The 16,482-nt window shown below is 57.5% G+C and carries 18 protein-coding genes and 1 tRNA gene; 13 read left to right on the forward strand and 6 right to left on the reverse strand.

Features of this window, described 5'->3' with window-relative positions:
- Both ACRESD_RS08865 and ACRESD_RS08870 read left to right on the forward strand, forming a co-directional pair.
- On the forward strand, positions 1-237 hold a 237-nt coding region (locus ACRESD_RS08865; RefSeq protein ID WP_431750572.1), incomplete at its 5' end, for a hypothetical protein.
- Positions 238-255: 18 nt separating this feature from the next.
- The gene (locus tag ACRESD_RS08870) at positions 256-1,077 is read left to right on the forward strand and encodes a hypothetical protein (RefSeq protein ID WP_431750573.1); all 822 of its coding nucleotides are present in this window, start codon (positions 256-258) and stop codon (positions 1,075-1,077) included.
- On the opposite strand, the gene ACRESD_RS08875 is transcribed toward ACRESD_RS08870, so the two are convergent.
- Positions 1,074-1,778 carry a tellurite resistance TerB family protein gene (locus ACRESD_RS08875; protein WP_431750574.1) on the reverse strand — a complete coding sequence of 235 codons (705 nt, stop codon included), beginning with the start codon at positions 1,776-1,778 and terminating at the stop codon, positions 1,074-1,076. The genes ACRESD_RS08870 and ACRESD_RS08875 overlap by 4 nt on opposite strands.
- 125 nt (positions 1,779-1,903) lie before the next feature.
- Here ACRESD_RS08875 and ACRESD_RS08880 point away from each other — a divergent pair, with 125 nt between their 5' ends.
- Positions 1,904-2,431, forward strand: coding sequence for a DinB family protein (locus ACRESD_RS08880; RefSeq protein WP_431750575.1), 528 nt, complete (start codon positions 1,904-1,906; stop codon positions 2,429-2,431).
- On the opposite strand, the gene ACRESD_RS08885 is transcribed toward ACRESD_RS08880, so the two are convergent.
- Positions 2,411-2,881 (reverse strand): GFA family protein, encoded by a 471-nt coding sequence (locus ACRESD_RS08885; protein WP_431750576.1) that lies wholly within the window; start codon positions 2,879-2,881, stop codon positions 2,411-2,413. The genes ACRESD_RS08880 and ACRESD_RS08885 overlap by 21 nt on opposite strands.
- Positions 2,882-3,138: 257 nt before the next feature.
- On the opposite strand from ACRESD_RS08885, the gene ACRESD_RS08890 reads away from it, so the two are divergent.
- A tRNA-Leu gene (locus ACRESD_RS08890) sits at positions 3,139-3,225 on the forward strand.
- A 69-nt stretch (positions 3,226-3,294) separates the two neighbouring features.
- Here the strand turns inward: ACRESD_RS08890 and ACRESD_RS08895 are convergent.
- Positions 3,295-3,555, reverse strand: a complete 261-nt coding sequence (locus tag ACRESD_RS08895) for a double zinc ribbon domain-containing protein (RefSeq protein WP_431750577.1) — start codon at positions 3,553-3,555, stop codon at positions 3,295-3,297.
- Positions 3,556-4,027: 472 nt separating this feature from the next.
- On the opposite strand from ACRESD_RS08895, the gene ACRESD_RS08900 reads away from it, so the two are divergent.
- The 4 genes from ACRESD_RS08900 (at position 4,028) to ACRESD_RS08915 (ending at position 9,067) form a co-directional block, all read left to right on the forward strand.
- Complete coding sequence (locus ACRESD_RS08900) at positions 4,028-4,552, forward strand: fimbrial protein (protein ID WP_431750578.1); 525 nt, start codon at positions 4,028-4,030, stop codon at positions 4,550-4,552.
- Between the two features lie 145 nt (positions 4,553-4,697).
- Positions 4,698-5,339, forward strand: coding sequence for a fimbrial biogenesis chaperone (locus ACRESD_RS08905; RefSeq protein ID WP_431750579.1), 642 nt, complete (start codon positions 4,698-4,700; stop codon positions 5,337-5,339).
- Positions 5,340-5,569: 230 nt separating this feature from the next.
- Positions 5,570-8,029, forward strand: coding sequence for a fimbria/pilus outer membrane usher protein (locus ACRESD_RS08910; RefSeq protein WP_431750580.1), 2,460 nt, complete (start codon positions 5,570-5,572; stop codon positions 8,027-8,029).
- Between the two features lie 30 nt (positions 8,030-8,059).
- Positions 8,060-9,067, forward strand: coding sequence for a fimbrial protein (locus ACRESD_RS08915; protein ID WP_431750581.1), 1,008 nt, complete (start codon positions 8,060-8,062; stop codon positions 9,065-9,067).
- A 240-nt stretch (positions 9,068-9,307) separates the two neighbouring features.
- On the opposite strand, the gene ACRESD_RS08920 is transcribed toward ACRESD_RS08915, so the two are convergent.
- On the reverse strand, positions 9,308-10,237 hold the full coding sequence (locus ACRESD_RS08920; protein ID WP_431750582.1) for a LysR family transcriptional regulator: 930 nt from the start codon (positions 10,235-10,237) through the stop codon (positions 9,308-9,310).
- A 63-nt stretch (positions 10,238-10,300) separates the two neighbouring features.
- Between ACRESD_RS08920 and ACRESD_RS08925 the strand changes: the two genes are divergently transcribed.
- A complete protein-coding gene (locus ACRESD_RS08925) occupies positions 10,301-10,915 on the forward strand; it encodes a LysE family translocator (protein ID WP_431750583.1) in 615 nt (204 codons plus the stop codon).
- Positions 10,916-10,933: 18 nt separating this feature from the next.
- Here ACRESD_RS08925 and ACRESD_RS08930 read toward each other — a convergent pair whose 3' ends face one another.
- Entirely contained in the window at positions 10,934-12,640 is a 1,707-nt protein-coding gene (locus ACRESD_RS08930) for a hydrogenase maturation protein (RefSeq protein ID WP_431750584.1), read from the reverse strand.
- 256 nt (positions 12,641-12,896) lie between these two features.
- Here ACRESD_RS08930 and ACRESD_RS08935 point away from each other — a divergent pair, with 256 nt between their 5' ends.
- On the forward strand, positions 12,897-13,907 hold the full coding sequence (locus ACRESD_RS08935) for an aldo/keto reductase (RefSeq protein ID WP_431750585.1): 1,011 nt from the start codon (positions 12,897-12,899) through the stop codon (positions 13,905-13,907).
- Positions 13,908-13,988: 81 nt separating this feature from the next.
- Positions 13,989-14,900 carry a LysR family transcriptional regulator gene (locus ACRESD_RS08940; protein ID WP_431750586.1) on the forward strand — a complete coding sequence of 304 codons (912 nt, stop codon included), beginning with the start codon at positions 13,989-13,991 and terminating at the stop codon, positions 14,898-14,900.
- 1 nt (position 14,901) lies between these two features.
- On the opposite strand, the gene ACRESD_RS08945 is transcribed toward ACRESD_RS08940, so the two are convergent.
- On the reverse strand, positions 14,902-15,453 hold the full coding sequence (locus tag ACRESD_RS08945; protein WP_431750587.1) for a GNAT family N-acetyltransferase: 552 nt from the start codon (positions 15,451-15,453) through the stop codon (positions 14,902-14,904).
- 230 nt (positions 15,454-15,683) lie between these two features.
- Between ACRESD_RS08945 and ACRESD_RS08950 the strand changes: the two genes are divergently transcribed.
- Both ACRESD_RS08950 and ACRESD_RS08955 read left to right on the forward strand, forming a co-directional pair.
- Positions 15,684-16,019: a hypothetical protein gene (locus tag ACRESD_RS08950; protein ID WP_431750588.1), complete on the forward strand. Its 336-nt coding sequence runs from the start codon at positions 15,684-15,686 to the stop codon at positions 16,017-16,019.
- Positions 16,020-16,176: 157 nt separating this feature from the next.
- Positions 16,177-16,482, forward strand: a 306-nt coding sequence (locus tag ACRESD_RS08955) for a 2OG-Fe(II) oxygenase (RefSeq protein ID WP_431750589.1), incomplete at its 3' end; no start/stop codon positions are given.

Consider the following 16,482-nt stretch of genomic DNA (forward strand, 5'->3'; position numbering starts at 1 on the left):
AACCAGTTCCTCGGCAGTGACATCGAGGAATGGGCGCGGGAAATCGGCATCGACGTGGTGCGTTACCCGCCCAATTGGCAACGCCATGGCAAGCAGGCGGAACGCCAACGCAACCATTTCATGCTGACCGACAGCCGCCCCGACGTGATCATCGCCCTACCGGGCGGTGATGACACCTCGGAGCTGGTCTGCCAGGCCAAAGCCAGCGGCATTTCGGTGCTGACCGTAGAAAGCTGAATTCAAGCGAGGTGCATCATGCACAAAAAACACACCCCTCATCGCCCTGATGGGTTTGCCAAATATCGCGCACGTCACTATCGGGGGGCTCGCCACACGTTGTTGCTGCTACCGCCGGCCAAGCGGCGCGCACTGCAACGCAACCTGATCTTCATCGGTACAGTCTTGGGCTTTATTTTGCTCATCGCGTTGTTCTCCAAGGCCCATGCAGCCGGTGGCGCTTATGTGGTCGATGACGGAGCCGTCAACGATCCGGGAGAATGCAATGTCGACGCCTGGTACACCGCCAATCGGCACCAAGGCAATATCCATAACGAAACCCTGAACCCGGCCTGCACCTTCAGTGCCTTGCCTTCAGTGCAATGGAGTGCGGCGCTGTCCCGCGCCAGCAACGCGGGGGACGCCGAGACGCAAATCAGCCCGCAAGTGAAGGCGCAAGTGTGGTCACAGCAAGACCTGGGATTGCAGTTGGCAGTGTCCGCCACCAGCCACTTTGCGCTGGATCGCCAACATGCCTTTGACGGCGCCGACCTCAACGTGCCACTGACCTGGCAACCCATTGAAGCCCTGCGCTTGAACCTCAATGGCGGTTGGACCCATGCCTACAATGGCGGCGAGCAAAATCACCGCCTGACCTGGGGCACCGGTTTCGAATACCAGGTGGCAGAAACACTCACGCTGATCGGTGAGCGCTACGGCCAGGAAGGTGGCGACCAGGCCTGGCAGGCCGGGCCGCGCTTTCACTTGGGCAAACGGGTCGACGTAGACCTGGTGGTGGGGCAAAGCCTCACCGGCGATCACAATCAGTGGCTGACCACCGGCGCCACCGTGCGCTTTTAAGCTTTAGCCTGTTGCTCCAAGTGCAGTTGCAACTGCGGGTCTATTTGCAACTGCCCTGCCAGCTCATCCAGGTAATTGCGTTCCGCGTCCTGTTGATCGTTGACCAACATCACGCTGGCCAGGTAGATCTCCGAAGCCAATGCCGGGTCATGGGCATACTCGGCAAAATCCGCAGCATTCAGTGGCTTGGCGACTTCGGCGTCGAGCCACTGCTGCAACTGAGGGTCATCGGTATGACGGCCTATCTCAGCAGAGATCATCTGCTGTTCTTGCTCATCGATCTTGCCATCGGCCTTGGCTGCTGCGATCAATGCGCGCAACACGGCATGGCTATGGGCTTCGGCATCTGCCCCGTCGAGTTGGTCAACCGTTTGGATGGCCTGCTGTGGCGCCGTCGACTGCTGGCTCTGCCACGTCTGATACGCCTGGAATGCCATCATCCCCAACGAAGCCAGCGCCGCGTAGTTCATCCCACCGGAACGCTGCGGTGCGGCATTACCTGAAGGCGCACCGCCCAGCAAACCGCCAAGCCCTCCGAGCAAACCGCCCAGCCCGCCACCGGCCGGAGCACTGTTATTGCCCGTACTGTTGAGTAACCCGCCGAGCAGCCCGCCTAGCCCGCCCAGCCCTCCGCCGCCCGAAGCGCTGCCGTTTTGCTGCCCTGCACGTAGCAATTGTTCCAGTAGATCGCTGGTGTTCATGGTTCACCCTCCCAGGGCGCAATATTGGCGTTCAACAACCATAGTCTGCCAGTGCCGGAACACCATGACCACCGGGCGGGCACACCTTATGATGGCGTCATCGCGCCGCTCAAGGGAGAAAGCCGGTGAACCGTATCGAACACATTGCATTGATGGCGAACTACAACCAGTGGATGAACCAGAAGGTCTATGCCGCAGCCGGCCAATTGTCGGACGCTGCGTTGAGCGCGGACCGGCAGGCGTTTTTCGGTTCGATCCTCGGAACTCTGAATCACCTGGCGCTGGGCGATACCGTGTGGCTCAAGCGTTTTGCCCAGCACCCGACTGGCTTTACTGCCTTGGCGCCCTTGAATTCGATCGCCACTCCCACCGACCTGAAGCACCTGGCGTTCGTGGATATCCGTGAGCTTTCAACCCAGCGTGCCTGGCTGGATCAACTGATCATCGATTGGGCCCACACCTTGCGCGAGTCCGACCTGGACCATCGCCTGCAGTACCACAACATGCGCGGCATCGCCGCCAGCAAGCCGTTCTTCAGCTTGCTGGTGCACTTTTTCAATCACCAGACCCATCACCGGGGTCAGGCCAGCACGCTGCTGACCCAGGCGGGTGTGGACGTCGGCGTTACCGACCTATTGGCGTTGATTGACTGAAACGAACTCGGCGTAAGCCTGCAACAAGCGGGGAAAATCCTGGGGCTCTGGCAATTGTGCAAAGCTCTCGACGGCGGGGGTGGAAGCCCAGGGCAGTTTTTCGCTGGTCCAGGTTTCCATGAAAGGTACGTAGCGGTGAGCATTATCCAGCAGGGTGGCGCGCACATTGACGAACTCGTCGATGCCATGAGGTCGGGTAAACAGCCAGCTCATGCAATGAGGGCAGCAATAGTGACGGTCCACACCATGCAGCCCACCGATGACCGGACAACCCTGGGTGACGGTGAAGCCACTGGCGGGAATCAAGGCGCTGAGGGAAAACGCGCTGGCGGTCATTTTCTGGCAACCGCTGCAATGGCAGGCCATGGTGATCACCGCAGGTAAGCTGACACTGAAGCGCACCCGGTTACAGCGGCAACTGCCCTCAAGCGGCTGGTTTTCGACGCTCATCACTCACTCCTTTTCATGATTGTGGATGCCACAGGGTAACGTGAAGCGACCTCTGATAAAACCGAACGCCGTGCACCGTTTGGAGCCGTAACGGTGAGGCGTCCGCCTTGGCAGGCGCCGTAGAAAATCCTCAACAAGCCCCCCAGTCCCTTGTAGACCACTGATCTCACAAGCTTTTTTAGCGCGGCTTTTAGGCAAGAACCTTGCACCAACGATCCAGGCTCTATATATTCCCAACCCTGCTACACCGCGCTACCGCCCGAATGGCGAAACTGGTAGACGCATGGGACTTAAAATCCCCCGCTCGTAAGGGCGTCCCGGTTCGATTCCGGGTTCGGGCACCATAGATATCAAGGGCTTGCATGATGAACTTCATGCAGGCCCTTATCTTTTCTGCTCCGCAACTTCATACCTCATATCCGAGCGCCACCGCATTGGGAGCAAAATTTTGCCCCGGCGGCCATCGATGCATTGCACTGCCCACAACTGGCCGGCACTAATGAATCACCACACTGCCGACAAAAACGCGCGCCACCCACATTGATAGTCCGGCAACCGGGGCAAGGGGTGCCGGAGACCTGCTGGCCATCGCCTCGTTCGTTATAACTTCCGCCGTGCGAACCGCCATGCCCACGGTTATGGTGCCCGCCGAGCATCCGCTTTAAAAAGCTCATGTAAGTGCCTCCAAGTAAGTGTGTTTCAGGATTAAAAACCCTGAAGTGACATCAGAGTCAAGTCGACCTTCACACCCCATTCGACAGTCCTTTCTTCGGTGACCGGATACTCCTTGACCAAAAGAAGCGAACCGTCTGCTCGTCGATATTTGGCCTTGCCGCCACTAGGCAGGAAGACCGCCAGTGAGTACGGGCGAAGTTACTTATTAGTAAATATCATCAGTAATACCGGCTAGCGCTTGGGAAATTTCCTACATGCCCTACGGAACCTGCGACTCTGAAGCCTCTTTGAAAGCTGGGAAAATTCCTACAACTCTTCTACAGAGCAAGGAGAGTTCGGAACCCGACTGGCTATACATGCAACCATGTCGGCCTGAGTGCAACGCTTAAAAAGCAATAGTTAAGTCTCTCCTTTGTTGAGAGATAACCAAACTATGTACAAGAACTTACTTAATCTGAAAGGAACACCGTAATGAAGAAGAGTTTGATCGCTGCGGCGCTGTTGACTGGTTCGGCATTTGCCAGCATGGCCAACGCCGCTGATGGCACCATCAACTTCACTGGCACTATTACCGACGTTGCGTGCACCGTCACCACCGGCACGGCTAGCCAGACCGTTGCCATGGGCACCATCGCCTCCTCGGCCCTGGGTACTGTAGGTGCCACCTCGGCACCGACTCGCTTCAACATCGTGCTGACCACTTGCCCAGCAACCGTCACCAGCGCCACCATCAAATTCGACGGCCCGGCCAACCCTGCTAACAGCAGCCTGCTGGCCCTGACCAACGTTGCTGGCGTGGCGACAGGTGTTGGTATCGGCTTGTATCAGCAGGACGCAGTCACCCAAATCCCGGTGGGTGGAGCATCGGCAAGTCAGGCACTGTCGACCAGCACTGATACCACCTTCAACTTCATCGCCAAGTATGTTGCCACTAACGCTACTGTCGTTGCTGGTTCGGCAAACGCCGTCAGCGACTTCACCGTTATTTACAACTAAGTCGCAAAGTGCGGGCATTAATTCATTTAATGCCCAGCATAACTAAACTGCCCTCTCGTCTCTGGCAGAACAGAGCATGAGTGAGCGATTCAAGGAGCATTTATCAATGCATTGGCTCAAGTCCGTATGTATAGCAGGCTGTCTCTTGAGTATTGCCCAGACTTCATGGGCCGGCGTAGTGGTAGGCGGGACTCGCGTAGTCTATGACGGCTCAAAAAAAGAAGCCTCTATCTCCGTCATGAACCCGGATAAAAACACGCCCTACCTGATTCAATCCTGGATCGAGGATACGTCAGCCGGCGACAAGAAAAAGGCGCCTTTTATCATGACGCCACCACTGTTTCGTCTCGATGCGGGGCAAGAAAACGTACTGCGCATCATCCGTACCGGTGGCACCTTTCCAGAAAACAAGGAATCCGTGTTCTGGGTGAATATCAAGTCGATTCCAGCTTCGGAAAAGTCCGACGAAAACCAACTACAAATCGCGGTTAAAACACGCATCAAACTGTTCTATCGCCCAGCGGGCTTGCCCGGCTCCGCCAATGACGCTTACAAGACCCTGAAGTTCAGCCGCTCCGGTAACCAATTGCAAGTCAATAATCCAACGCCTTATCACGTTTCTTTTTATCGGGTGAGTGTGGGTAATGAAGAGATCAAGAACGCCGGCATGGTAGCGCCACAAAGCTCACTGACTTGGACAGTTCCGAATGGTGCAACCGGCGCCGTAAGTTGGCAGGCGATCAACGACTTTGGTGGTATCTCTGCGGACTCCAGTTCACCGCTCTGATTAAGTTCAGCAACCTGCATTACTCCTCCTTAATTAATTAAACATCAATCCGCCGGATCAACTGTCCGCGGCCAATGGGAGTGGCTTGCCCGTCATAAAGTTGAGTGGAGTTTATTGATATGGAAAAACATCATTTGAACCCAGGGCCACAGTTCAAAGCAGGTGGCCGTTCATATACGTTCACTTCCACTCACCTAGCAACATTGATAGCGGCCCAGTTCGTATTGGGAATGACTTTGCAACCCGCCTCGGTATTGGCCGCGGACTACTTCAACCCTCATGCATTGGAAGTAGACACTCCCGGCCAGCAGTCCATTGACCTCGAGCACTTTTCCAGTCAGGGCGGGCAGCTTCCCGGTACCTACCGGGTTGATATTTTCCTGAACGGCACTCGAGTCGACAATCGCGACGTCAACTTTGTAAATGTCGAGGGCCAGTTGCAGCCCGAGTTGACACCAGATCAATTGAAAGATATTGGCGTCAAACTTGAGGCCTTCCCGGCACTGCAGCAATTGCCAGCCACGCAAACTATCACCAAGCTTCAGGACTACATTCCGGACGCCAGCAGCCGGCTTAACTTCGGCGAGCAGCGCCTGGACCTCAGCATTCCGCAAGCAGCGCTGACCAGCGAAGCCCGTGGTTACGTGGACCCCAGTACCTGGGACCAGGGACTGACGGCTGGCCTGCTGAACTACAACTTCAGCGGCGCCAATACTTCGCGCGACAACCGCTCGGGAACCGATGACAGCTATTACCTGAACCTGCGCAGTGGGTTGAACCTGGGGGCGTGGCGGCTGCGCAACTACTCCACCTACAACCAGAACAACGGCGAAAGCAACTGGGAGAACGTCAACAGCTATGCCCAGCGGGACATTCACGCGCTAAAGGGTCAATTGACCCTGGGTGACAGTTCGACCCCCAGCGATGTGTTTACCAGTGTCCAGTACCGAGGGGCGCAGCTGGCTTCGGACGACAACATGTTTCCCGACAGCCTGAAAGGCTTTGCACCCGTGGTGCGCGGTATTGCCCAGAGCAACGCCCAGGTCACTGTGCGGCAGAACGGCTACATCATCTATCAGACCTATGTGCCGGCCGGTGCCTTCACCATTACCGACCTGTACCCCACCTCGTCCAGTGGCGATATGGAAGTCACCATCACCGAAGCCGACGGCACTGAGCGACGCTCCCTCCAGCCGTTCTCCGCTGTGCCCGTCATGTTGCGTGAAGGGCGTCTGAAGTATTCGGTGACCGCGGGTCAGTACCGCTCAACCGCCAGTGAGAGCAGTAAGCCGACCTTCGCCCAGGGCACATTGATCTACGGCATGCCTCATGACTCCACGCTGTACGGTGGCTTGTTGGCGTCCGGAAAATACTCTGCCGCCAGCCTGGGTATTGGTCATGGATTTGGTAACTGGGGCTCACTGTCCACCGATGTGACCCAGGCCAAGACCGAATTGCGCGACGGCTCCCGTCATAACGGCCAGTCGTATCGCATCCAATACGCCAAGGACATTGCGGCCACCGGCACCACCTTCACCCTGGCCGGTTACCGTTACTCCACCAGCGGTTACTACGACTTCCAGGAAGCCAATGAAATCGACCCCGATAACTTCAATAACTGGCGCCGCACCTATAACAAACGCAGCAAGGCGCAGATCAACATCAACCAGTCGTTGGGCGACTACGGCAACTTCTATATCAACGGTTATCAGCAGGACTTCTGGCGACAAAAGGGTTACGAGCGCAGCGTAAGCGCCGGTTACAACCTGAGTCATAACGGCGTCAGCTACGGTGTGGACTACACCTACACCCAGGCTCCAGTCAATGAAGGACGCAACAACAAGGATCAACAACTGTCCTTCAACGTGCAGGTCCCTCTGGAGAAAGTGCTGCCTAACAGCTGGGTTCGCTACAACCTCAACACCAGCAAAAAGGGTGACACCACCCAGGATGTGGGCCTGAGCGGCACCGCCCTGGCAGACAACAACCTGAACTACAACGTACAGCAGGGTTATGCCAACCAGGGTATCGGCGCCAGCGGCAGTGCCAACGCCAGCTACAAAGGCATTTATGGCGAGGCCCGGGCCGGCTACAGCTACGACAAGAGTTCACAACAGGTGAACTATGGGGCACAGGGCGGGATCGTGGCCCACCCTTACGGCGTGACCTTCTCCCAGGAACAAGGTGAGACCATCGCCCTGGTCCGTACGCCGGGTGCTGCGGATGCGAAGGTGCAAAACAACACTGGGGTGCGCACGGACTCGCGCGGATACGCGGTGGTGCCGTACGTCAGTACCTATCGCAAGAACCGTATCGCACTGGACAGCGAGACGCTGCCAGAGGATGTGGACATCGACACCAACACCCTGACGGTTATTCCCACCAATGGTGCAGTGGTGCTGGCCAACTTCAAGACCCGTGTGGGCAGTCGCGTGCTGATGACGCTGACATACCAGGGCAAACCGGTCCCATTCGGCGCCACCGCCTCACTGGTGCAAGAGAACGATGCCATGGACAACAGCGGCATCGTCGGCTCGGATGGCCAGGTGTACCTGAGTGGGGTACCGGAAAAAGGCCAGTTGAATGTCAAGTGGGGCGATGCAGCCAATCAACAGTGTTCGGTGACGTTCAACTTGCCAGCCGCTGACACCTCGTCGTCAGTACAAACACTGAGTGGCACTTGCCAATAATTCAGCGATATAAAGGACGCAGGTAACAACATGAACATTAAAAATATATTACTAGGTGGATTACTCTGCACTTCAGGGCTCTACTCCATGACATCTCAGGCAACATGTACTTTTCTATCAGGCAGTGCTGCCGACTCGGAGGTCGTTCGTTTTGGTAATGCTACCATTCAGCGTGACGCCCCTGTGGGTTCAGTGGTTGCCACAGTAACGGCGACGACATTCGCAAATCGTGGCAGCTTTCTTCAGTGTGATACACCTGGAGCGATCCTTCTTACCTCTCGGTGGTCGGCGGAAGGCACATCCCCAGTTACCTTCAATGGCGAGCAGTTGTTTAATGTGGGCGTTGCCGGCCTGGCGATGCGTGTTATCACTCCTTCAGGCATTTATGGCTGGCCCTACACAGGAAACTTCTCAAGAGACCTTCAAACTCCTGGATGTAGTTGGCCTGGACCTATAACCTGGCGAAGGTACTGCGGCGCAACTTGGGGAGGCGCAACACGATTTGAATTAGTAAAAATTGCCAATACAACAGGAAGTGGCACGCTATCCATACCAGGAAGAATTCGTGCCAGTATCGTTGGGCAGACCTATGTGTATGCTTTCAGCTTTGGCGCTTCAAGCGTTTCTACCGTCGCGTGTTCGGTAACCAATACCACCATCAATGTTCCCATGGGCAATGTAAAACGCAAAACTTTCACAGGTGTAGGCTACCAATCGACTCCGGTCATATTCAATATCTTAGCGAACTGCGATGCTGGCACGCGGGTCAATTACAGGATAGATGCGACCGCTGACAGTTCTGGACTACCAGGAGTCATAGCAATCGACTCCCCCACCACTGGCACTGCCGCCAGCGGAGTAGGAATAGCATTGACAGAAAGCGGGAAACCTGTAGCGTTGGGCACTACTATTCCATATAGAATATCCGCTGGAGGCGTGCTGGTGATTCAGTTCTCTGCACGTTATTATCAAACGACTCCAAAGGTGACCGCTGGTACGGCTAACGCTACGGCGACCTTCACCATGACCTACAACTGACTTCATGCACTTACTTATGCCCCCCATTATTATGTGTACGCCAAAAAATTTAGTGTGCACTTTTATTTCTGGCATATATTTTTCATAGTGAGTATTCCAGAAATAATGAAACCATCACCTATTGCAACAACTTAGCACTGACTTTTAAAACGATATTTTTTGAGCACGTACAACCTTACTACTGGCACAAAACGCTCTTCGACTTCACCCTCAACAACCAACATTACACGCTAATCGCCTCTAACATCCCATGTCATCTAGCAACTGCAACCACTCAAGCAACTCCATCTCCAAACTGCCCGGCTTAAGCAACGCGGGAGACAGCAGGCAATAACGCGAGCCGTCCTCGACAAACCCCAAGGGCGCCACCAGTACACCGCTCTGGATATCGTCGCGCACCAGGTGCCAGGGCCCCATGGCCACGCCGAGGCCAGCGATCGCTGCCTGTAGGCTGAAATAAAAGTGCTCGAACGTTTGCATCTGCGCCACTGGCTTGGGTACTGCGCTTGCGTTCGCCCATTCGTTCCAGGCAGTAGGGCGGCTAGCCGTCTGCAACAACGGGGCCGAGGCGCGTAGGTGCTTGCGGCGTTTGTCGAACCACTGATCGACCTTTTCTGGCCGACATACGGGGCCGATCTTTTCAAGAAACAAGGTCTGAACGTGGTAAGTGTCGGGACGCGGAAAATCGTCGCGCCGGATGGCCAGGTCGATGCCATGATCGAATGAAAACGCACCGCCCCCGGCCACCAAATGGATGTCCAGCCCTTGATGACGTGCCTGGAAGTCGCTCCAGCGCGGGATCAGCCAGCGCATCAACAAGGTTGGCTCACAGGACAGCACCAACTGCCGCGCACGCCGGGCGTCGGTACGTATCTCGCGTACGGCCTGGTTCATCACTCCAAACCCTTCACTCACCGCTTTCGCCAGGCGTCTTCCCGCCTCCGTTAGAAAAACCCGTCGGCTGCGCCTCTCGAACAACTCAACCCCCAAGTCTTCTTCAAGCAGGCGCACCGCGCGGCTGATAGCACCGGGCGTCAGGTGCAATTCGTCAGACGCACGAGCGAAGTTTTCAAACCGAGCTGCTGACTCGAAGCACCGTAACGCGAGCAAGGAAGGCATGCGGGCATCAGCGTTCAGTGAGTTAGAATCACCCTTTCCTTCAGAAATCATCGTTAGTCCCGGGGAATATGATCTGTAAACATTGCTTTACCACTGAAAACAACAAGGTACAGCATGAACGAATGGATAGCAGTAATCACCCTTACCCTACTCGCCTGTGTCAGCCCGGGACCGGACTTTGCCATGGTCTCTCGCAACGGCTTGCTGCTGTCTCGGCGCGCAGGCGTACTGACAGCGGTGGGCATCGGTATGGGGGTGCTCGTCCACGTGAGCTATACGTTGGTCGGAATGGGTTTAGTGCTGCAACAGACGCCTGGTCTGTTCAATGCCTTGAAGCTGGCCGGTGCTGCGTACCTGGTGTACTTGGGTGTCCACATGCTACGGGCCAAGCCAATGATCGACCCGCCAGGCACGCCACCGCCCGCCCTGTCTGATGGGGCCGCATTGCGTACCGGATTTCTCACGAACGCGCTGAACCCGAAAACATCGATTTTCATCGTCAGCCTGTTCATGGGCGTGGTGCGCCCCGACACCCCCCTGACCGTACAAATGGCTTATGGGTTGTTCATCGCCGGGGCGCACGCCGTGTGGTTCAGCCTCGTTGCGCTGTGCTTCTCCACCGGGAAGGTGCGCGAGAAGTTGATGGTCGCACGGCACTGGATTGACCGAGCGTTTGGCGGGCTGCTGGTGAGCTTCGGGCTATTACTGGCCATCGCTCAGCATTATTGACGCCGACCCAGTGGCCTATCAGGCAAACAGCACGCTCTCACACGCCAGTGCCCATGGCGCAATCAAGCGCTGCGGGGTCTGGCAGGTTTTGCGCTTGAACACGAAGTTTCGGCACTTTTCAGCGAACTGTTGGCGGTTATGCACCATGTCCAACTCCATCTGTGTCAACTCGTGGTTACGGCAAAGCTCAATCTGCTCGACATCCCTATCGGCTTTACGAGCGCGGTGTGAGGCGTATTTTTCTTCGGTCAATGCACGCCTGGCTTCTTGCAACAACCACGGGCCGAACTCACTCGGGCAGCGTGGGCCGATGTCCTGGACCATGCCCCATTGCCGAGCCTGGACGGCGCTGATCGGCAGGCATTCTTCCGTGAGTTTGTGCGCGATTTCACTGCCGACGGCGCGAGGCAGGCTGTAGGTCCAGTATTCGGAGCCATACAAACCCATGGTCTTGTAATGCGGATTGAGTACCACGCCGGCCCGCGCGAACACGACATCGGCCGCCAGCGCCAACATCACACCGCCGGCTCCGGCGCTGCCGGTCAGGCCGCTGACCACCAGTTGCCGCGCTGTCAGCAACTCTTGGCAGACATCGTCGATGGCCTGGATATTAGCCCAGGCTTCCAGTCCTGGCACTTGCGCCGCCTGGATGACATTGAGGTGTACACCATTGGAAAAGCTTCCGCGCCCGCCCTTGATCAACAGCACCTGGGTATCTCGCGCCTTGGCCCAACGCAACGCCGCGACCAGTCTCCGACACTGCTCCGTGCTCATGGCGCCGTTGTAGAACTCGAAGGTCAGTTCACCGACTTCACCCGATTCTCGATAACGAATCGGTTGATAGATCAACTCATGGGTAATCGAGCCCGCCAGCACTGGAACATCCGCCAACTGCCCAGCCAGTACCTGACGTGCTGGCAGCTTGAAGGTCTCCTCCCCTGGCTGGGCTTTGCGTTTGAGCGAGCCGATCCACACGCTCTGATCGCCGGCTGCGACCAGCACTGCATCGTCCTGCACCGCGAGAATCTCGCCTGGCAGGCCGCTGCGTGAATCCAGGTGCGCGTCGTACAGGTAATATTGCCCACCCTTGAGGCTCGCCAATACGCCGGGTTGGCCATCAGCGGCGTCGATGCTGCGTTTGATGAACCGTGCGCAATCGTGCCAGCTGAAGGCGCGGTCGATCTGTTTCATATTTGGCTGCAAACGCCCGATGACGTTGGACTGCGTGTAATCGAGCGGCGTGGGCACGAAACCAGCAGCGAACTTTTCCACCACATCGCGGATGCAATGGATCGCCGCATCACTGACTAAGCCGTTGTACAACTCGGACTTGCGCACATCTGCGGGCATGTCGAACTCGAACGTCGACCAGATCGGCCCCGCGTCCATTTCCTCCACCGCCTGCAGCGCCGTGACGCCCCAGCGGCTGACCTGTTGCGTGATGGCCCAGTCCAGCGCGCTGGCGCCACGGTCACCGACGATACCTGGGTGAATGATCACAATCGGTCGATCCGGGTTGCTCCACAACTGCTGGGGCACTCGGTCCTTGAGGAAGGGACAGATCACCAGATCGGCCGCCGATGCCTCGATCTGCTGGCACACCGTGGCCTCATCCGTGAATACCACCACGCTGGGGTCGTAACCCGATTGCCGCAAGTCCAACCAGGCCCGCTGGGTCAAACCGTTGAACGCCGATGACAACAAGATGATCTTCATTGATCGCATGACTGACTCGTCCTTGAGAGTGCGCGGCCAGAGGCACTCATTCAGCCGTCCCTGGCCTTTTGATGGAGGCACTAGGGTAGAGGGCGAGTCAGGGCGATCACCTGACCGAGATCAATCTTGAGTCTGCAAACTGAATGTCAAAATGCACAAAAGGTCTCAAGTCTGTCGAATTATGACTTGGACGGTCTCGGGAGGCGCGACATAGGATTGCCGCCATCGGAGTTCATAACCCGCTCCCCTTACCAGGAAAATACAGATGAACCTCAAATCACTGATCGCCAACCCACTGGGCTTCGGCACCGCGCCACTGGGCAATATGTTCCGCAACGTGCCGCAGGCCGAGGTCCAAGCCACGGTCGATGCCGCCTGGAACAATGGCGTGCGTTACTTCGACACCGCACCGTTCTACGGTGCAGGCCTTTCCGAGTCACGCCTGGGTGATGCCCTGGTGGGTCATCCCCGTGACGAATATGTGCTGAGCAGCAAGGTCGGCCGGATCATCCTCGATGAACTGGAAGATCCAGGCAGCCGTGAGCTGGGCGAAAAGAGCGGCCTGTTCGAGCACGGCAACCGCAACCGCATCGTCAATGACTACAGCGCCGACGCCACCTTGCGCTCCATCGAGGACAGCCTGCGCCGCCTGAAGACTGATCGCCTGGACATTGTCTGGATTCACGACATCGCCCAGGACTTCTACGGTGACGAGTGGCTGGAGCGCTTTGAGACCGCGCGCAAAGGCGCGTTCCGCGTGCTGACCCGCCTGCGTGAAGAAGGCGTGATCAAGGCGTGGGGCCTGGGTGTGAACCGTGTCGAGCCGATCGAATTGACCCTGGACCTGAACGAACCGCAGCCCGATGGCTTCCTGCTTGCGGGCCGTTATTCGCTGCTGGACCACGATCGCGCTCTGCAACGCGTGATGCCGCAAGCTCTGGAGCAAGGCGTCGGCATCGTAGTCGGTGGCCCGTACAGCTCTGGTGTAACGGCAGGGGGTGAACACTTCGAATATCAGAAGGCGACCCAGCCAGTGCTGCACAAGCTTGAGCGTATCCGTGAAGTGGCCCGTGCCCATGGCGTCGACGTCAAGGCCGCCGCCTTGCAGTTTGCCCTGGCCCACCCGGCCGTGGTCGCGGCGATCCCGGGTTCCACACGCCCACTGCACGCCAACGAGGACCACGCTGCGCTGAGCACGGTGATCCCTGCCGCGTTCTGGAACGACCTGCGTCAACAAGGCTTGATCAATGCCCTGGCGCCGGTGCCGGCCGTTTAGAACCGATCTGTTGTGACCCCAAGTACGCTGGTCAAGCCCGGAACACCCGAGTAAAAGGTAAGGCAATCATCAGGAGGTGCCATGCAAGATCTACGTCAGCTGCGCTATTTTGTCGCCGTCGCCGAATGCGAAAACGTTGGCCGTGCGGCGGAGCAGTTGCACATCTCTCAATCGCCCCTGAGCCGGCAAATCGCCCAGCTTGAAGACCACCTGGGCCTGGCCCTGTTCGAACGACGCAACCAGCGGTTGTTCCTCACCGCCGATGGGCGCACCTTCCTGTCCGAAGCCCGCGGCCTGCTCAAGCACGCCGAGCGCTTGGAGTCCCTGGGCAAACGCCTGGGGCGCGGCGAGGAAGGTGGCCTGTGCATCGGCTACGTCAACCACGCTATCCATGCTGGCGTGCTGCCGGGCGCGGTGCGGGCGATCCGTAGCGAGCGCCCGCAGATTCATATCGCCCTCTACAACATGACCCCGCGCGAACAGTTCGAAGGCCTGCGCCAGCGCAGCCTGGACATCGCCCTGGTCTGCGAGCCCGCGCCCGACAATGACCCCGACCTGATTGCCCTGCCCGTGCTGAACGATCCCATGCTGCTGGCCATTCCGGCCGAACATCCATTGGCAGCCAAGGCCGAACTCACCCCCGCCGACCTGCACGAGCAGGAGTGGATCATCACGAGCGGCCAACCCGACCAACTCAACAAACGCGATGATTTCATCGCCCGTTGCGCCGATGCCGGCTTCGTCCCACGCTTGTCGCTGGAGGCTACCGACCCGCTGAGCGTGCTGGGGCTGGTGTCTGCCGGACTGGGTTTGGCCATGGTGCAGAGCAGCCTGGCCACCAGCGCAGGCCCGACGGTGGTGTTGCGTGAGCTGGACTGGTTCAGACCCTGCGTACGGTTATGGGCCGCCTGGCACAAGGTTGACCTGCGCCCGATCGTGAGCGTGTTCCGCGAGCAGGTACTGGCACTGGCCGAGCCGGCTCATCCAGCTTGAATCAGGTAGCGGCCATCGAGTTACGCAGCTCAAACGTGGCGCGTTCGATTTTATAAAAGAAGTTCTCCTGGGTGCCGACGGCCAGCTGTTTGATCGACGTGTGGGAGAACGTCCCGCCGATTTTCTCCATGGCCCGCTGCGAACGGATATTTTGCCCCGCAATATGAAACCAGGCGGTGTCGACCCACTGGAAGGCATGCGTGAGCATCAGGCGCTTGAGCTCGCCATTCACCCCGCCGCCCCATTTCTCCCGCGCCAAGAACGTATACCCAACCGCCACCTCACGGGTTTGCTCGTTGAATTCGTAGTAACGAGAACTGCCGACAACCTGGTGGCTGGCGCGGTCGATAACGACCAGCACGCTTTCGGACTTCATGGCCTCATCAAACCATTGGCGAAAGACCGCTTCCTGATAACGCGTTGGGCTCGGGTGCTGGGCCCAGATCAATGGGTCGGAGGCGACCCGGTATAGCGCGTCGAAATCCTCGGCTTGCAGCGGGCGTAGCTCAATGAGCTCACCCACGATTGACGCAGAGAGGGGCAGAGATTGCATCCATGTTCTCCAAACGTTCGAATGTGCCAAAGCCCGACACTCGGCTGACAAAACCCACACGCTCCTACGAAGTTTTCACCTTGATATCACACAGCTACTACCGAGGCACGCCTAGCCTGAGTCGCGAAGCCCTCATCAAAGCGAGGCGTGCCTTGTGAACCGATTTCGATGGGGTTTCGAATAACAATAACCCAACACATTCTTACAACTCATTCAGCCAGGAGTCATCTATGTCCATCGGAGCAGTCGGCGTATCGAATCCCGTGATCGCCAAACCGCAGAACCCGGCTCAAAACCCTTCCGCACCCGCAGCAAAGACGGATCAACCTACCAATGCCAGTACCGCTACACCGACACCCTCCTCCCCTGCAACCACGGCGGCAAGCAATGTGGTGGCTGCGCTGAAAGAGGCGACCGAAACCGCTGCGCAAACCGCTCAAGAAGCAGGTCATGGCGATCGCCAGGCCCAACGCTTGGTCGAGAAGCATCAACATCATGCAGCCCCAGCCGCCGTTGTGAACGGCAGTGGGCAAATGACCGGTGAGATTATCAACACCAAGGCCTGATCCCCGCACTTGGCTAAACGCTTACGAGCCCCGTGTGAACGGGGCTTGCAAGTTGACGCTTGATCGATTTACAGCGCAAGAATCGGAGTTTATGCAACTCCCTCGCTTTCTACACTGGCTCAAACGCGAACCTATCGCTTGATTGACTGAGCCCGCCATGAACCCCATCACTTGCGACATCGAATGCCTTGATTGGCACCGGATTCACCTGCAACTCAGCCAGGAAGGCTTTGCCGTGCTTCCGGATTTTCTTGGCGGTGATGAGCTTGACGAGCGTGCTGCCAGCAAGCAGCTCCCAGACTGGATGAGCGATCTTAAACGCGGCTTTTATCCTGCGTTGGCGCAGCTTGCCAACCAATGGCATGCAATACGTCAGCTGACCTACCGCTTCCCGCTGCAACTAGCGGAGTTTGAGGCACATTGTTTGGCTGTCGGGCAGCAGCACGAATTTTCCCATCTGACG

Source organism: Pseudomonas sp. (genome assembly GCF_050739995.1).
Lineage (GTDB): Bacteria > Pseudomonadota > Gammaproteobacteria > Pseudomonadales > Pseudomonadaceae > Aquipseudomonas.